The organism is Shewanella japonica, assembly GCF_002075795.1.
In the GTDB taxonomy this organism is placed as follows: Bacteria; Pseudomonadota; Gammaproteobacteria; order Enterobacterales; family Shewanellaceae; genus Shewanella; species Shewanella japonica.
Genome location: NZ_CP020472.1, coordinates 2,642,612 through 2,658,817, shown reverse-complemented (window position 1 = coordinate 2,658,817; position 16,206 = coordinate 2,642,612). Strand labels below are relative to the sequence as shown.

Annotated in this window: 9 protein-coding genes; 6 read left to right on the top strand and 3 right to left on the bottom strand. The window is 40.4% G+C overall.

Annotation, left to right across the window (positions count from 1 at the left end; all coding sequences use genetic code 11):
- Positions 1-35: 35 nt before the first annotated feature.
- Positions 36-2,756, bottom strand: coding sequence for a TonB-dependent receptor (locus SJ2017_RS11300; RefSeq protein ID WP_055026018.1), 2,721 nt, complete (start codon positions 2,754-2,756; stop codon positions 36-38).
- Between the two features lie 504 nt (positions 2,757-3,260).
- Between SJ2017_RS11300 and SJ2017_RS11295 the strand changes: the two genes are divergently transcribed.
- From SJ2017_RS11295 to SJ2017_RS11280, 4 genes are all read left to right on the top strand, one after another.
- On the top strand, positions 3,261-4,889 hold the full coding sequence (locus SJ2017_RS11295) for an alpha-glucosidase family protein (RefSeq protein WP_080915823.1): 1,629 nt from the start codon (positions 3,261-3,263) through the stop codon (positions 4,887-4,889).
- An 80-nt stretch (positions 4,890-4,969) separates the two neighbouring features.
- Complete coding sequence (locus tag SJ2017_RS11290) at positions 4,970-6,238, top strand: sugar MFS transporter (RefSeq protein WP_080915822.1); 1,269 nt, start codon at positions 4,970-4,972, stop codon at positions 6,236-6,238.
- 191 nt (positions 6,239-6,429) lie between these two features.
- Positions 6,430-7,647: an RsmB/NOP family class I SAM-dependent RNA methyltransferase gene (locus SJ2017_RS11285; protein ID WP_055026021.1), complete on the top strand. Its 1,218-nt coding sequence runs from the start codon at positions 6,430-6,432 to the stop codon at positions 7,645-7,647.
- Positions 7,648-7,906: 259 nt separating this feature from the next.
- Positions 7,907-10,162 carry an EAL domain-containing protein gene (locus SJ2017_RS11280; protein WP_080915821.1) on the top strand — a complete coding sequence of 752 codons (2,256 nt, stop codon included), beginning with the start codon at positions 7,907-7,909 and terminating at the stop codon, positions 10,160-10,162.
- A 111-nt stretch (positions 10,163-10,273) separates the two neighbouring features.
- On the opposite strand, the gene SJ2017_RS11275 is transcribed toward SJ2017_RS11280, so the two are convergent.
- Entirely contained in the window at positions 10,274-10,705 is a 432-nt protein-coding gene (locus SJ2017_RS11275; RefSeq protein ID WP_055026023.1) for a secondary thiamine-phosphate synthase enzyme YjbQ, read from the bottom strand.
- A 550-nt stretch (positions 10,706-11,255) separates the two neighbouring features.
- Positions 11,256-12,371 (bottom strand): alanine dehydrogenase, encoded by a 1,116-nt coding sequence (gene ald / locus SJ2017_RS11270; RefSeq protein ID WP_055026024.1) that lies wholly within the window; start codon positions 12,369-12,371, stop codon positions 11,256-11,258.
- A gap of 177 nt (positions 12,372-12,548) precedes the next feature.
- Here ald and lrp point away from each other — a divergent pair, with 177 nt between their 5' ends.
- Both lrp and SJ2017_RS11260 read left to right on the top strand, forming a co-directional pair.
- Positions 12,549-13,055, top strand: coding sequence for a leucine-responsive transcriptional regulator Lrp (gene lrp / locus SJ2017_RS11265; RefSeq protein WP_055026025.1), 507 nt, complete (start codon positions 12,549-12,551; stop codon positions 13,053-13,055).
- A gap of 255 nt (positions 13,056-13,310) precedes the next feature.
- Positions 13,311-16,166 (top strand): DNA translocase FtsK, encoded by a 2,856-nt coding sequence (locus SJ2017_RS11260; RefSeq protein WP_080915820.1) that lies wholly within the window; start codon positions 13,311-13,313, stop codon positions 16,164-16,166.
- Positions 16,167-16,206: the final 40 nt, after the last annotated feature.

Genomic DNA, 16,206 nt, shown 5'->3' with positions numbered 1-16,206 from the left:
CTTTCAATGTTACTAACGAGACAAAAGCGTCTTAATTAGAACTTATAGTTAGCGCCTAACATGTAGTTACGACCGTAATTTTGATAATCACGAACATGACGTGCATCTTCACCTGTATAAGATGTGAATGGCTCATTGGTTAAGTTATTCACTTGGAAAAGTACAGATAAACCATAAAGGGCATCAATACCGCTTTCAGAGAAGTCATAACCCACTTGAGCGTCAACCACAGTTTCAGCTTTGATGTTCACGTTTTGACGCGTTAAACTAATTGCGGTGACTTCACCTAAGAAGTCACTACGGTAGCGTGAGCTAACACGTGCTTCAAATCCAGAGTTTTCGTAGTACACAGTCGCATTAAATGTTTTCTCAGAAAGACCTGGTAAAGTAGTAGGATCGCTGTCTGGTGTTTCTTTTACTTCACTGTCGTTATAAGAACCACTCATAACAGTACCAAAACCTGTTAATGCATCAGCAAAGAAGCCAAAATCTAGTGAGAAAGAAGCCTCGATACCTTGTACATAACCACCGTCACCATTTTGTGGCTGAGTTACGATGCCAATAGGGTTATCGCCTGGGTTTTGCGGCAAGATAGTACTGAAATCAAATGCTGACTGTTGGTCATAGACATAGTTTTCTAAATCTTTATAGAATACTGCTATGGCAAAGTAACCTTGATCACTGAAGTAGTTTTCATAACTCAAATCGTATTGACGAGCTAACCATGGACGAAGCTCAGGATTACCTGCACCACCAGACCAGTTTACTCCGTCATTAGGGTTTTCATTGTAGCTAAAGTTAACGTTTGCATTCATTTTGTCCATACGTGCACGAGTTAATGTACGTGCAGCTGCAAAACGAAGCATTTGTCCTTCAGCAACTTCTAAACCTAAGTTGACGCTTGGTAACCATTCTAAATAATCGTCACCAGCCGTACGTGGAGTAACAACTACTTCACCGTTTTCAACTGTTGCAACAGTACCGTCTGAAGTTTGATCTGTATGTACAGCTTGGATACCAAAGTTACCTGTTAGTGGTAGGTCAAATAACTCGCTTTCAATATTAGCCATAATGTAAGCAGTAGAAATCTCTTCGTAAACGCCCCAAGAGTTTGTGGCACGAGATAAGTCAACATTTGCTACATCAGTTTCTGTGTAATTACCGTCGTTATAAAAAGCTAGAGAATCATAGCTTAATACGTCGCCCATACCGAAGAAATCAAGAGAAGTAGGGCTCAGTAAATACTGATCAGGTACTGTCATTACATAGTTTGGGTCTGTACCGTCATAACCTTTTAAGGTTAAGTAGTAACCTTTGTCTAACTTGGTTTTGTCACGGTCTGTACGGTTTACACCAAATTCAATACTACGGAATGCACCATCATCAAATACATATTCAGCACTCAAACGGAAAGATTTTAATTCATCTTCAATCTCTGGTTTGTTAATAAAGCCGTCTTGAGTGTTTGCGCCTAACGGGCTACCCCAACCAAGTGGATCACCTAGTTTGATAACGTTTGGATCTGAGTAATCTAAATTGTGAGTGAAGTTATAACCACCACTGCCATTGTAGGCGAAGCCTAAATCATCAACAGCACCAACACCAGTACCACGACCTGTACCACTGTAGCTTTCCATACCGATATCAGTACGTTCTGCTTTTGACAAAGCAACATCAGCTTCAACAGACCAGTTATCATTTAGGAAGAATTTATTATTCCACCCTACAGATAAAGATTCAGCATCACGCTTATTGACGTCATTACGAACAACAACTTCAGCGCCACGAATGATGCCTTCAGTTACCAAACCATCTTCAGTATTAGTGGCTTCAACACCGCCATTAGCGCCCCATGCTGCTGGGATCTCAATACCACGTAATCGCTGATCATCAGTAAATTTTGAGTAATAAAGATCAACCGTTGTGTGGTAAAAATCATTTGGAGCATATTCGAATACCGCTAGAACACCATCACGCTCAAGCTCTGATGAACGAACAAATGGCTTAGCACCACCTAACACACTATCACCAGCATCATTTTCAGGGTAACCCCAAGCCTGCCAGCGTTCTTCTTGGTTAGGTGACACCATACGAGCGTAACCTAATGCTATACCGATAGTATCATCTGCAAATTGGTCAATGTATGAAATGCTGCCACGGTAACCAGTGTCATCTGAGCCGCTATTTAATGCGCCAAGATCGTTCATTTCGCCACGTAAACCAATTGCGAATGTTTGCTCGCCGTGTGCTAGCGGACTAATGGTTTGCATATCGACTGTACCACCGATAGCCTGAGCCATTACTGATGCATCTGGCGTTTTATAAACCACAACACGATTTAATAATTCAGAAGGGTATTGGTCGAATTCAACACCACGGTTGTCGTTAACAGAAGCCTGTTCACGGCCATTTAATGTTGCAGTTGTGAAGTCAGGGCCCATACCACGAATAGAGATAACGTTAGCACGGCCATCAAGACGCTGTGCTGATACACCAGGCAGACGTGCAAGTGATTCTGCAATACTGACATCAGGTAATTTACCGATATCTTCAGCTGAAATCGCTTCAACAATTGATGAAGAAGACATTTTTAATGATTGAGATTCTTGTAAGCTTCGACGAATACCGGTGACTTTTAACACCTCAATTGATTCATCTGCAGTTGTGCCTTCTTCTGCTTCAGCTGCGTAACCGTACATACTTGTACTGGCAGCAACCATTGCTAACGTTAGTAAGCTTGGTTTAAATAGCGACATCCATCTTTCCCCTTCTGAATGGCCAGCAGCCCTTAATTAATGTGTAAGGTTGAGCTGCTAGATTTCTATTATTTATATTTACAGTCTTTATAGTATTTCCTTCAGCTTGCTTAAATGACTGCATAAGCGCTGAGGTATATGTCCGTTTTGTTGCGGAACAGTGAAGATACTACTCCTAGCATTCTTTCTACGACAACGTTATGCATACGTATTCAAAGGTTATGCAGGCTAAAAAAGGCCGTTTTTTTACTTTTAATTAACATTCAAAAGTCTTGTTGTTGATTAATTAAGTTGTTGAATTGTAGCACTTAACTTGTGGTTTTGTATTTTTAAAATTTGTATTAATTCTTTGCATACGTATGCAGCTCTATTGAACCTGATTTCCATATTCACGTATCCTCGAGTCAATTAAAAAATAATGACGGCTCGTTACTGGGTCGCAACAAAGAGTTAACTATGTCTAAGTTGTTTAATAGTTAATTCTCTTATTACAGAGGGTGTGCAATGAGTCAGTTATCATGGTGGCGCGGTGGAGTGATATACCAGGTGTATCCACGAAGCTTAATGGATTCCAATGGCGACGGAGTAGGCGATTTACAGGGAATTATTGCGAAACTTGATTACATTGCTAGCTTAAATGTTGATGCGATATGGATATCTCCTTTTTTTAAGTCTCCAATGAAAGACTTTGGTTACGACATTAGTGATTATCTAGATGTTGATCCTATGTTTGGCACCATGAATGACTTTGATGAGTTAATCGCCAAAGCGCACAAGTTAAATATTAAAGTGGTTATTGATCAAGTATTGAGTCATACCTCAGATGAACATGCGTGGTTTAAGCAAAGTAAATTAAGCCGTGATAATGATAAATCGGATTGGTATGTTTGGGCAGATCCACAAGAGGATGGAACGGCACCTAATAACTGGCTAGCTATTTTTGGTGGTTGTGCTTGGGAGTGGGAACCACGTCGTCAGCAGTATTATTTGCATAACTTTCTTAAAAGTCAGCCAGATCTTAACTTTCATAACCCAGAAGTGAGAAAAGCGGTTCTAGATAATGTGGAGTTTTGGCTTAAAAAAGGTGTCGATGGTTTCCGTTTAGATGCCATTACCTTCTGTTACCATGATGAACAACTTCGAGATAACCCGGCAAAACCTAAAGATCAACGCCAAGGCCGAGGCTTCAGCGAAGATAACCCTTACGCGTATCAGTACCATTATTATAATAACACTCGCCCACAAACGGTTGGTTTTATCGAAGACTTACGTGCATTGATCAACAAGTACCCTGGTGCAGTGACCTTAGGTGAAGTCTCATCTGAAGATTCGCTAGCGACGATGGCAGAATATACTCAAGGTGACGATCGTTTACACATGGCATATAGCTTTGAATTACTCACCAATGATTTTAGTGCTGCTTATATACGTCAAACTGTTGAAGAATTAGAAGCCAGTATTGGAAATGGGTGGCCTTGTTGGGCTATTGGTAATCATGACGTTCAACGTGTTGCGACACGATGGGGCAAAGGTGAAGCGAACCCTGACTTAGTCAAAATGCTAAATGGCTTGTTGTTTTCGCTTCGCGGCAGTGTGTGCAGCTATCAAGGTGAAGAACTGGGCTTAACTGAAGCGCCTATTGAATATGAGCAATTACAAGACCCGTTCGGTATTACATTCTGGCCAATGTTTAAAGGTCGAGATGGTTGTCGCACGCCTATGCCTTGGGATAATGCCCATTTGCAAGCTGGGTTCAGTCAAAGTAAGCAAACGTGGTTACCCATACCTGATGCCCACAAACAGTTAGCTGTCGATGTTCAGGAGCAAAATAGCAATTCAACTTTACACGCATATCGTCATTTCTTAGCCTGGCGCAAAGATTTCCCCGCATTAATTGCAGGTGATATTAAGTTTATTGATAGCAGTGAACCTATTCTTGCTTTCACACGTCATTTCGAAACACAAACCTTGTTAGTGGTATTTAACCTGGCAAATAAAGCTCACGAGTTTGATGTTTCGAACTTTACAATTAAACAAGTCATTACTGACCATGGTTTGGCGAGTGCAGTTGTAGATAAAAACAATAGTGTTTCTCTCGATGCATTTAACTGTTTCTTCGCTGTGATTGATTAAATCTTAAATAGCGATCTTACGATCGCTGTTCATATATTCAATTAAAAACCGTCTTACACAATAACAAGAGTAACAAGAATATGGCCTCTACTATCTCTAGTTCTAATACGACCGTTAGCCATTCAGGTGATGGAAAATACCGGTTTGCATTGGTTTCGCTGACCTCACTCTTTTTCATGTGGGGGTTTATAACGTGTCTTAACGACATTTTAATCCCGCACTTAAAGGCTGTATTTTCATTAAGCTATACCGAAGCTATGCTGATTCAATTCTGTTTTTTTGGTGCTTACTTTTTAGTGTCTTTACCTGCGGGTAAGTTAGTCAAAAAACTTGGCTACCAGCGCGGTATTGTTACAGGATTAGTTATTGCAAGCTTCGGTTGTGCGTTGTTTTACCCTGCAGCTGATTTAGCCGTTTATGGTTTGTTTTTAGGGGCACTTTTTGTATTAGCATCAGGGATTACTATTCTACAAGTTGCTGCTAATCCTTATGTAAATGCACTTGGGAGCGAAGAAACAGCTTCTAGCCGTCTTAATTTAACCCAAGCTTTCAATGCGCTAGGCACGACAGTTGCGCCATACTTTGGCGCTATCTTGATTTTATCGGTCGCTACAGGGGCGGTTGGGGAAATGAGTCATGCTCAAGCCGAAGCTGAAGTCGTTAAAATGCCGTATCTGTTTCTTTCGGCCACTCTAGCCATTTTAGCAATTATTTTTGCCAAACTGTCTTTACCCGTTATTGAAGAGCACGTAGAACAAGAAACCACAGGTGAAGTGAGCTATAAAGGCAAAACCAGTGCGGTACAAAGCTTACATCTAGTATTAGGTGCAGTGGGTATTTTTGTTTATGTTGGTGCTGAAGTCTCTATTGGTAGCTTTTTAGTTAACTTTTTAGGTGAAGAGCACATTGTTGGCTTACAAGAAGCTGATGCTGCTAAATACATTACCTATTATTGGGGCGGAGCTATGGTAGGGCGCTTTATCGGTTCAGCTGTAATGCAAAAAATTGCTGCAGGTAAAGTATTAGCCTTTAATGGTTTGGTTGCCGCAATATTGGTGTTAGTGGCAATGTATACCAGCGGTGAAGTTGCCATGTATGCCATTTTAGCCGTGGGGTTATTTAACTCAATTATGTTCCCGACCATTTTCAGTTTAGCACTAAGAGATTTAGGGCCGCACACGTCACAAGGCAGTGGTATATTGTGTTTAGCTATTGTTGGTGGTGCAATCATTCCTTTATTGCAAGGTGTCATGGCTGATTCAATGGGCATTCAACCAGCATTTATATTGCCTGTAGTTTGTTATGCTTTTATCGTATTTTACGGTGCTAAAGGCTCTCAGATGTCATAATTCAGTTAGATAATTATGTCGTAACTAACAAGCAGCCTTATGGCTGCTTTTTAGTTTTCTACTTAGGCCTTGTTAATTCGGCTTAAAACCTGATAAATCATAATCAATACTTGCGCTACAGCTTGATAGCTCCTATGATCCATCCGCTTTTCCTATATAAATTTCTTTTCCATAATTCTGTGAGATTTTCAATGCTGACTTTTCCACTTTCTGGCAGTTCTTCTGAGCTGGTAATAGATGTGCTAACCATGGTGTTAACTGATGGTAAACCATTAGATAGAGCATACTCTCACAATTTCTCAGGCCGTCAATTACCGCCAGCAGAGCTTGCGCGAATTACAACGGTAACGGGCGATATCCTGCGTCGACTAAACTTATATTGTGAACTTGTAGATATACAAGCTTCCGATATCGAACGTATGGGCTCGAAATTATTAAATGGCTGGCATTTGTTTCATGAATTAGATCTACCGAAAATGGAATATGCTTTACCCGTTGATCAAGATGATTTTGCGCAGAAACTCGCTGAAGCGAAAACTAAACCAGCACTGTGGGATGGTTGTCCTGAATGGTTAGATGACATTGGCGCTGCGCAACTTGGCGAAAAATGGCCAGCTGAGCGTGCTGCATTAGCAATGCCTCCAAAACGTTATATTCGCGCGAATAGTTTAAAAGCGAGTCGAGAAGAGTTAAAGCAACGTTTAACAAAAGAGCTGGTAGCAACCAACGAAGTCGAAGGTGTTGAGAGTGCATTAGAAGTGCGATCTGATTCAGCATTATTTAAAACGGCAGCGTTCAAAGAAGGCTTTTTTGAGCAACAAGATGCAGGTTCTCAATTAGTTGCAGCAGCAGTCGACGCTAAACCGGGGATGCGTGTTGTAGATGCTTGCGCTGGCGCTGGTGGTAAAACCTTACATATTGCAGCGCAAATGCAAGGCAAAGGCCGTTTGCTAGCAATGGACGTTGAACAATGGAAACTCGACAATTTAAAAGCACGTGCTAGAAGAGCTGGTGCTCACAATGTTGAAACTCGAATTATTGCCAGCAGTAAAACAATTAAACGCCTAAAATTAACGGCTGATCGCGTACTGTTAGACGTACCATGCTCTGGTTTAGGTGTATTAAAACGTAATCCAGATGCAAAATGGCGAGATACGCCTGAACGTTTACCTATTCTAATGGAGTTACAGAAAGATATTTTGCAAAGCTACAGCAGAATGGTGAAAGTTGGCGGTATATTGGTTTATGCAACTTGCTCAATTATGCCTGATGAAAATCGTAATCAAGTCGATGCATTTTTAGCCGCTAACCCGCATTTTAGCTTTATCGATGATGAAGAGATTTTAGTTTCAGAGCACGGGTTTGATGGTTTTTACTTAGCGAGAATGGAACGCGTTAGCGAAGCGTAAACTCAGTTGTTTTAATTTAAAACAAGTTATGAAAGCAGTCATGTCAGCAGACATTACTGCTTTTTTTGTTGTTCTAAGAACAAAATATACCAAAGCATATTTTTGTAAGATAATCATACTAGCTAGGTGTTTGTCCCAGATGGAGATGTTAAATTTTAGTAATACTTTGGTTGATCTTCTTTGTTTTTATGAATAATCTCAAGAGTAAATCAAAAATAAAAACTAGCATTGTAGGCTAGCTGTAATGCTAAGGAGCTCTATGGAAAGTGCCCAATATCAACCAATAAATATTGAAGAACATGCCGTACTAAGTCATCGTTCATCAAGTATCGTGCGTTATAGTACGATACTTTCTATGGTTTTAGATGGGTCACCACTCAGAGAAATCCTCCATTCATTAGTGCTTTCCATAGAAACGCAAAAAATCGGTACTAAAGCCTCAGTATTATTGCTAAGCAATGATAAAAAAAGATTACTGACTGGTGCTGCTCCAAGTTTACCTGAAGAATATAATCAAGCAATTCATGGTGTTGAAATCGGTATTGATGTTGGTTCATGCGGCGCCGCTGCAGCAACAAAAAAACGTGTCATTGTTGAAGATATTGCAAATCACCCCAATTGGGCCGCCTATAAAGATCTACCGCTTAAAGCTGGGTTAAAAGCGTGTTGGTCAGAGCCTATTATCGATACCCATGGCAATGTACTTGGTACTTTTGCTATGTATTACGATACGATTAAATCTCCTGCTGGCGTTGATCTTGAGTTAATCCAAGAAGCGGCAAAGCTTGGCAGCCTTGCCATAGAGCGTAGTCAGGGGCTGCATTTACAACGATTAACAAGCCGTATATTTAATAAACTGCCAATGGGCTTGATTATCACCAATGATGAACATTCAATTTTGTCCGTTAACCCTATGTTCAAAACCATCACAAGAGATTTTACTGCTGACAAGCAATGTTTCGATCCTAATGTTTTTTTTGAGCAATCCGATCCGGTAGTACTGGAGTCAATGCTGAAGAACATTCATCGTGGCAATACTTGGCAAGGTGAGTTACTTGCTTATAAGCGAAATGGGCAAACTTTTGATGCTGATGTTACGGTCACCACTTTCAGGGATTATCATGGTGAACAGAATTGTTTTTCTTGGCTTATTACTGATATCAGCGAGCACAAAAATGCTAATCGTTTGATTCATTTTCAAGCAAATAACGATGCATTAACGAGTTTAGCTAATCGTCGTTGTTTCTTAGATAAAATCTATGACTATGTTTGGCAAATAGAGCGTACCCATCAAAAAGGGGCGGCTTGTAGTGTTCTGTTGATGGATATTGATAACTTCAAACAGATTAACGATAGTTTGGGACATGAAAATGGCGATGTATTGTTAAAAGGAGTATCAAACCGTTTAGCCAATGTTGCTCCTTCAAATGGCTTATTAGCTAGAATCGCGGGTGATGAATTTGGTTTATTCATTCCTGGCAAAATCTCTACCTCAGATTTAATCAGCATTGCCAAAGATATCAACCAAGTGGTGACTGATAAAATTAATATTGATAATCAACAAGTTCACCCCTCTATTAGTATTGGTATTTCTCGTTACCCTGAAGACTCTACCATTGTTGAATCTTTGGTCAATTGTGCTAGCCAAGCGATGTATGACGTTAAGTTAACCGGTCGTAACGGTTATCAGTTTTTTAATAAGACAATGCAGCAAAATGCTGAACGTACCGCTTATTTGCAAATGGAGATGACTAAGGCATTAAATGATCAAGGCTTTGAATTGTACTTTCAGCCAATAGTGTCGACTCAAAATACTCATATTGCTAAGGCTGAGATTCTATTGCGCTGGAAGCTTCACGGAGAGTTTGTGTCACCTGAGGAGTTTATTCCTATAGCTGAGCATTCGGGTTTAATCGTACCAATTGGAAAGTGGGTTAGAGAAAAAGCCATCAAGCTGATTAATCAATTCGTTGAACAAAATACACCTATTGCACTGTCGGTAAATGTATCGACCTGTGAATTCTTAAATGATGAGTTACAACATCAATTTATTGATTCAATTAAATCCTGCAGTGAACAATCATGCAAGACCGCATTTCCGTTTGAGTTATTAACCTTGGAAATTACCGAGTCGCTAATGATGGACCAGCATCAAAATATTGAAAACTTACTCATACGATTAAGAGAGTGGGGAATTAAAATCTCGGTCGATGACTTCGGCACTGGTTACTCATCGTTATCTTATCTTGCCAACTTCCCAGTCGATCAGATAAAAATTGATAAAGCGTTTATCCAAAAAATTGAACAGGGTGCACGGCATAAAGCATTAGTAGAAGCCATTGCGAGTATGAGTAATGCTTTAGAGTTAACTGTTACAGCTGAAGGCGTTGAAACACAAACTCAGTTAGATTTCGTTAAAACGCAAAAAGTCGACGATATTCAAGGTTACTTTTTTTATAAACCAATGCCGCAACAGGAGTTTTTGGCATTAGTTGAAAAACAATTTTGCTCTTAAGCTAACTAAATAAATACTGAAATAAACTAAGCTTAGATAACCCTTAATACTTGATGTTATTTAACCGTGAAATGTCGGCTTATAAAATCAATATAACACCGCTTTCGATTACTATAAGACATCTGACTCACCATTTATTGTAACCAGTAAACGCCGACGTCCGCCATGGTTACGGTGTTCTCCAAGATATATTCCTTGCCAGGTGCCTAGCTCAAGTTGGCCATTTTTAATCGGTATCGTTACTTGGCAACCTAATAAGCTAGATTTTAAATGAGCGGGCATGTCGTCACTGCCTTCATAGGTATGAATATAATAAGGTTCATTTTCTGCAGCGACACGGTTGAAGTAAGATTCAAAATCTTGCCTTACACTTGGATCTGCATTTTCATTGATAGTGATGGAAGCGGAAGTGTGTTGTAAAAAGACATGCATTAAACCAACTTTCAGCTGATTAAGTTCGGGTATTTGATTGAGGATTTCGTCTGTGACGATATGAAATCCACGTGTTTTTGATGCGAGTTGTACTTGCTTTTGTAGCCACATAACTTAATCACTGAAATGGTAAAAATGAGTCCAAATTGTAGTTAAAATCAGTCATTTTTCCAACAGTTTAAAATACTGTTCAAAAAAACTAACTCAGTAGAAAACACTATTAGGGTGATTAACGTGATGATTTGGCGTGTTTTATTTGTTGTATTTTTTGAAACCCTTACCAGCATTGACTTATAGGGTATCCTTTAAACGCTTAATCAAAAAACACTAAAAATGCTGTCAAGAGCAGAATTATCAAATTATTTACTTAAGCAACAGCTAATGAAAAGGTTAACACGTGTTAGCTGAGTGTAAAACAAACGATTGATACAAATTGATGCATTTTATATTGCGTTTTATAGCCGTTTTTTGTGTGTACGTGGAGTGCATTAAACGCGCTTTTCAACGGCATTTAACGTGTTTGAAAATTGAGAAGTTTATGCATTTGGGATTAAAAAGTAAGACGTGTTTAGCTTGGGTATAACCGGTGAGGAAATAAATAAAGCCGCTTAATCAGCGGCTTTTAAATATGATTTAATCAACTAAATCAAGCTGATATTGTTTACGCCAGCATGCTTTTAGGCTCAGTAAATTCAAGTTCTAATGCTTCTGCAACTTCTTTGCAGACAAGCTTGCCATGAATAACGTTTAAGCCATTTAATAAATGCTTGTCGTCTAATAACGCTGCTTTGTAACCTAAGTTCGCTAACTTAATGATATAAGGCAGTGTAGCGTTATTGAGTGCGAAAGTTGATGTACGTGCAACGGCACCAGGCATGTTGGCAACACAGTAATGAACAACATCATCAACAATGTAAGTTGGCTCTTGGTGAGTTGTTGCGTACGACGTTTCAACACAACCACCTTGGTCAATAGCTACATCGACAATCGCACTACCTGTTTTCATGCGTGAAATCATGTCGCGAGTCACTAATTTAGGGGCTGCAGCGCCAGGAACTAGGACACCACCAATAACAAGATCCGCTTCTAGAACATGACGTTCAATTGCATCAGCTGTTGAGTAAATCGCTTTAACTGAAGAGCCAAACTGAACGTTTAAACGACGTAAGGCATCGATACTTCTATCAAGCACAACAACGTCTGCGCCCATACCAACAGCCATTTGCGCAGCATTAGTGCCAACCATACCGCCGCCAATTATCACGACTTTAGCTGGCTCAACACCTGGAACACCACCAAGTAACATACCGCGACCACCTAAAGACTTTTCAAGTGCGCGTGCACCAGCTTGAATCGACATACGTCCAGCAACTTCTGACATTGGAGCAAGTAACGGTAAGCCGCCACGATCATCAGTGACGGTTTCATATGCGATACAGACAGACTTACTCTTAATTAAGTCTTCTGTTTGTGGCATATCCGGAGCTAAATGCAAGTAAGTAAATAGGATTTGATCTTCACGAAGCATAGCGCGTTCAACAGCTTGCGGCTCTTTTACTTTGACAATCATGTCTGACTGAGCAAAGACTTCAGCAGCTGTTTCTAAGATAGAAGCACCAGCGTCAATATAATCTTGGTTGGTAAAGCCAATGCCCATACCGGCATTAGATTGAACGAATACATCATGGCCTTTAATCGTTAATTCACGAACGCTTGAAGGAACCATACCTACACGGTACTCGTGGTTTTTGATTTCAGTAGGGATACCAATAATCATTTTGTGCCTCTATTTAAATTTGTCGGTGTCGACATCTCAATTGTTATTATATTCGGTCGCCTGAACGTGCTTATTTCAGGGAAGTCTAGTATAGTGCCCTAGACGCAGTTTATGCTGCTAAACTTTACACATTAAAAGATGAATATGTTGTTTTTGTGCTAAAGCAAGGTTAATAATATGGCAAATAATAAAAAAAATTCTGTAAAAGATTTAGATCGGATTGACCGTAATATCCTCAATGAACTTCAAGTTGATGGTCGCATATCAAACGTGGAGTTATCCAAGCGAGTTGGGTTAAGTCCGACTCCTTGTTTAGAGCGAGTTAAGCGTCTTGAGAAACAAGGTTACATTAATGGCTATACAGCATTAGTTAACCCGCATTATCTTGGTGCATCTTTACTTGTCTTTGTGGAAATCACGTTAACACGAGATACGCCCGATATTTTTGAGCGCTTCAACAAAGCTGTTCAGTTGTTAGATGATATTCAAGAGTGTCATCTAGTTTCTGGTGACTTTGATTATTTATTGAAGACTCGAGTATCTGACATGTCGGCATATCGTCGTTTATTAGGTGAGACACTACTTAAGTTGCCATCAGTTTCTGATACTCGTACTTACGTGGTCATGGAAGAAGTCAAACAAACTAATAAAGTCGCATTAAATTTATTAGCAGATAGCTACTAAACTTTCTGACCAAATAAAATAAAGGGCGTTGCCCTTTATTTTTTTATCTAAAATCCCACTTCTTGGCTTTTTTACCGCCTAAATTGCTTACTTTTTACTCCAAAATCGCTTTGTTAATTAAATATTGGTTATGCAGGCATCTATATGAAAACATTAGGTTGAGCTTGGCTTTCAAGCATTGCATAATCACTGCAACGTCAATGATATTCTGTTATTGTTATCATTCTTATTTAATTCATATTCAGGTGTTTTCGTTTGTCTCAGGGAAATAGTCTTCAAACACTTAGTGGCCTACAGCGTCTTCTTGAAGGTGGCCTAATCATTTGTTGCATGACAGCAACATATATCCTTTTAGCTCTAAGTAGCTTTGACCCGAATGATCCAGGCTGGAGCCAATCCCATTATCAAGGGGAAATCAGTAATTTAACTGGTGCTGTGGGCGCGTGGACTGCAGATGTCTTGTTCTACTTCTTCGGCTTTATTGCTTACCTTATTCCCATCATTATTGCGGCAACAGGTTGGTTCATATTTAACCGAACTCATAAATTGTTTGAAATTGACTACTTTTCGGTTGGATTAAGAATCATTGGGTTCATGCTTATGGTATTAGCCTTAGCTGCGTTAGCGAGTATGAATGCTGATGATATTTATGTTTTTTCAGCAGGTGGTGTTGCGGGAGATGTCATTGGCCAAGCTATGCTGCCTTACTTTAACAATCTTGGCACGACACTCTTGTTGCTTTGCTTTATTGGTGCAGGCTTTACATTAGCGACAGGTATTAGCTGGCTCACGGTCATTGAAGGCACAGGTTACGGTACGATATGGTGTGTCAAAAAAATTATTAGTTTGCCTACCTACTTTTCTGGAAATACAGAAACAGAAGATACGCGAGGCTTCTTGTCTGTTGTCGATAAATTCAAACAAGGTCGTGACAATGACAATGACAATGACAATGACAATGCCAATGTAATTGCTGACGTTAATACGGAATTCAGTGCACCACAACATGACGAAAGTCAGGGCGACAATCAAATTAACCCTGCAACGACACGTGAATATGGCGGAAAACTAGAACCTCAGTTTACCGCCGACAACGAAGAATCAAACCATGATTCCGTTTACGTTGATGAAGATAATAGCGAAGATAAACCTTCGGTTTTCTCGCGTTTAAAATCTAAACTTTCACCACGTCGTCAACAAGTAAATGATGCTTTGGATGACGAATATTTGAATGACTCAGAGCATGCTCAGGCAAATATAAATGAGCAGGGCAGAGTCGAACCTCAATTAAACACAAATGACGCTATTGTAGCTGATGACACGCCAGCGTGGGCTGCAACAGGTGATGCACCAGCGGTTGATCTTACTCAACAGAACCAACAAAACAGTGTTGCTGAATTTGGCGATGAGTTTGAACGTACGACGTCTATTGGTGCAACGGTTATGGCTGCTGCGGTTAAAAACCAGCAATCAGACTCGGTATCAGATTCTGTGGCTTCTACTGAAAGCGCACCCGTTCAAGCAAGTGCAGCTGAAAAACCGTATGTTGCCGAAGGTATCATTGTTATTCCTGGTCAAGAGCCACAAGTGGTCACGAGTCAGCCAAGAGTGGCAATGCCGCCATTACCGAGTATCAGTTTATTAGATGTACCTGATCGTAAAGAAAACCCAATAACTAAAGATGAGCTAGATATAGTTGCAAGGCTTGTTGAAACTAAATTAGCTGATTTTAACATTGTCGCAAACGTGGTCGGCGTATTTCCAGGACCGGTTGTGACAAGGTTTGAACTTGAACTTGCACCAGGTGTTAAAGCCTCGAAAATTACAAACCTTTCTAAGGATTTAGCGCGCTCTTTACTTGCTGAAAGTGTTCGTGTTGTAGAGGTCATTCCAGGAAAAGCCTATGTTGGCTTAGAGTTACCTAACAAATTCCGTGAAACGGTCTTTATGCGAGATGTGCTTGACAGTAAAACCTTTGATGAAAGCCAGTCGAACTTATCTATGGTGCTGGGTGAAGACATCGCGGGCGACCCTGTTGTTGTTGACTTAGGTAAAATGCCGCATTTATTAGTGGCGGGTACTACAGGCTCGGGTAAGTCTGTCGGTGTGAACGTCATGATCACCAGTATCCTTTATAAATCTGGTCCTGATGATGTTCGCTTTATCATGATTGACCCAAAAATGTTGGAACTGTCGGTTTATGAAGGCATTCCGCACTTACTTTGTGAAGTTGTCACCGACATGAAAGAAGCAGCCAATGCGCTGCGTTGGTGTGTTGGGGAAATGGAACGCCGTTATAAGTTAATGTCGGCGCTGGGTGTACGTAACCTTAAAGGCTACAACACTAAGATTAAACTGGCTAAAGAAGCTGGCACTCCGATCGTTGACCCGTTGTGGAAATCATCGGAAAGCATGGATGAACAAGCGCCTGAATTAGATAAATTACCTTCAATAGTCGTTGTGGTTGATGAGTTTGCCGACATGATTATGATTGTTGGTAAAAAGGTAGAAGAGTTGATTGCTCGTATTGCCCAAAAAGCGCGAGCTGCGGGTATCCATTTGATACTAGCAACCCAAAGACCTTCTGTGGATGTGATTACTGGTTTGATTAAAGCCAACGTTCCAACACGGATAGCTTTCCAAGTTTCTTCAAGAATTGACTCTCGAACCATTTTAGATCAACAAGGCGCAGAAACCTTACTTGGCATGGGTGACATGCTTTACTTGCCACCAGGGACAAGCGTTCCTATTCGTGTTCACGGCGCGTTTATTGACGATCACGAAGTGCACAAAGTGGTTGCTGATTGGCATGCTCGAGGTAAACCACAATATGTTGATGAAATTCTAAATGGCGTAAGCGAAGGTGAACAAGTATTACTGCCAGGTGAAACAGCTGAGACTGATGACGATACCGATCAACTTTATGACGAGGCGGTGGCATTTGTTACTGAAACGCGTCGTGGCTCAATATCCAGTGTGCAACGTAAATTTAAAATTGGATATAACCGAGCAGCTAGAATCATCGAGATGATGGAAGCGCAGGGGATTGTCAGTACACAAGGTCATAACGGAAATCGTGAAGTATTAGCGCCACCACCGCCTAGAGGCTAACATTAACCTAATTGGCAATGGCACCTCAGATATGAGGTAG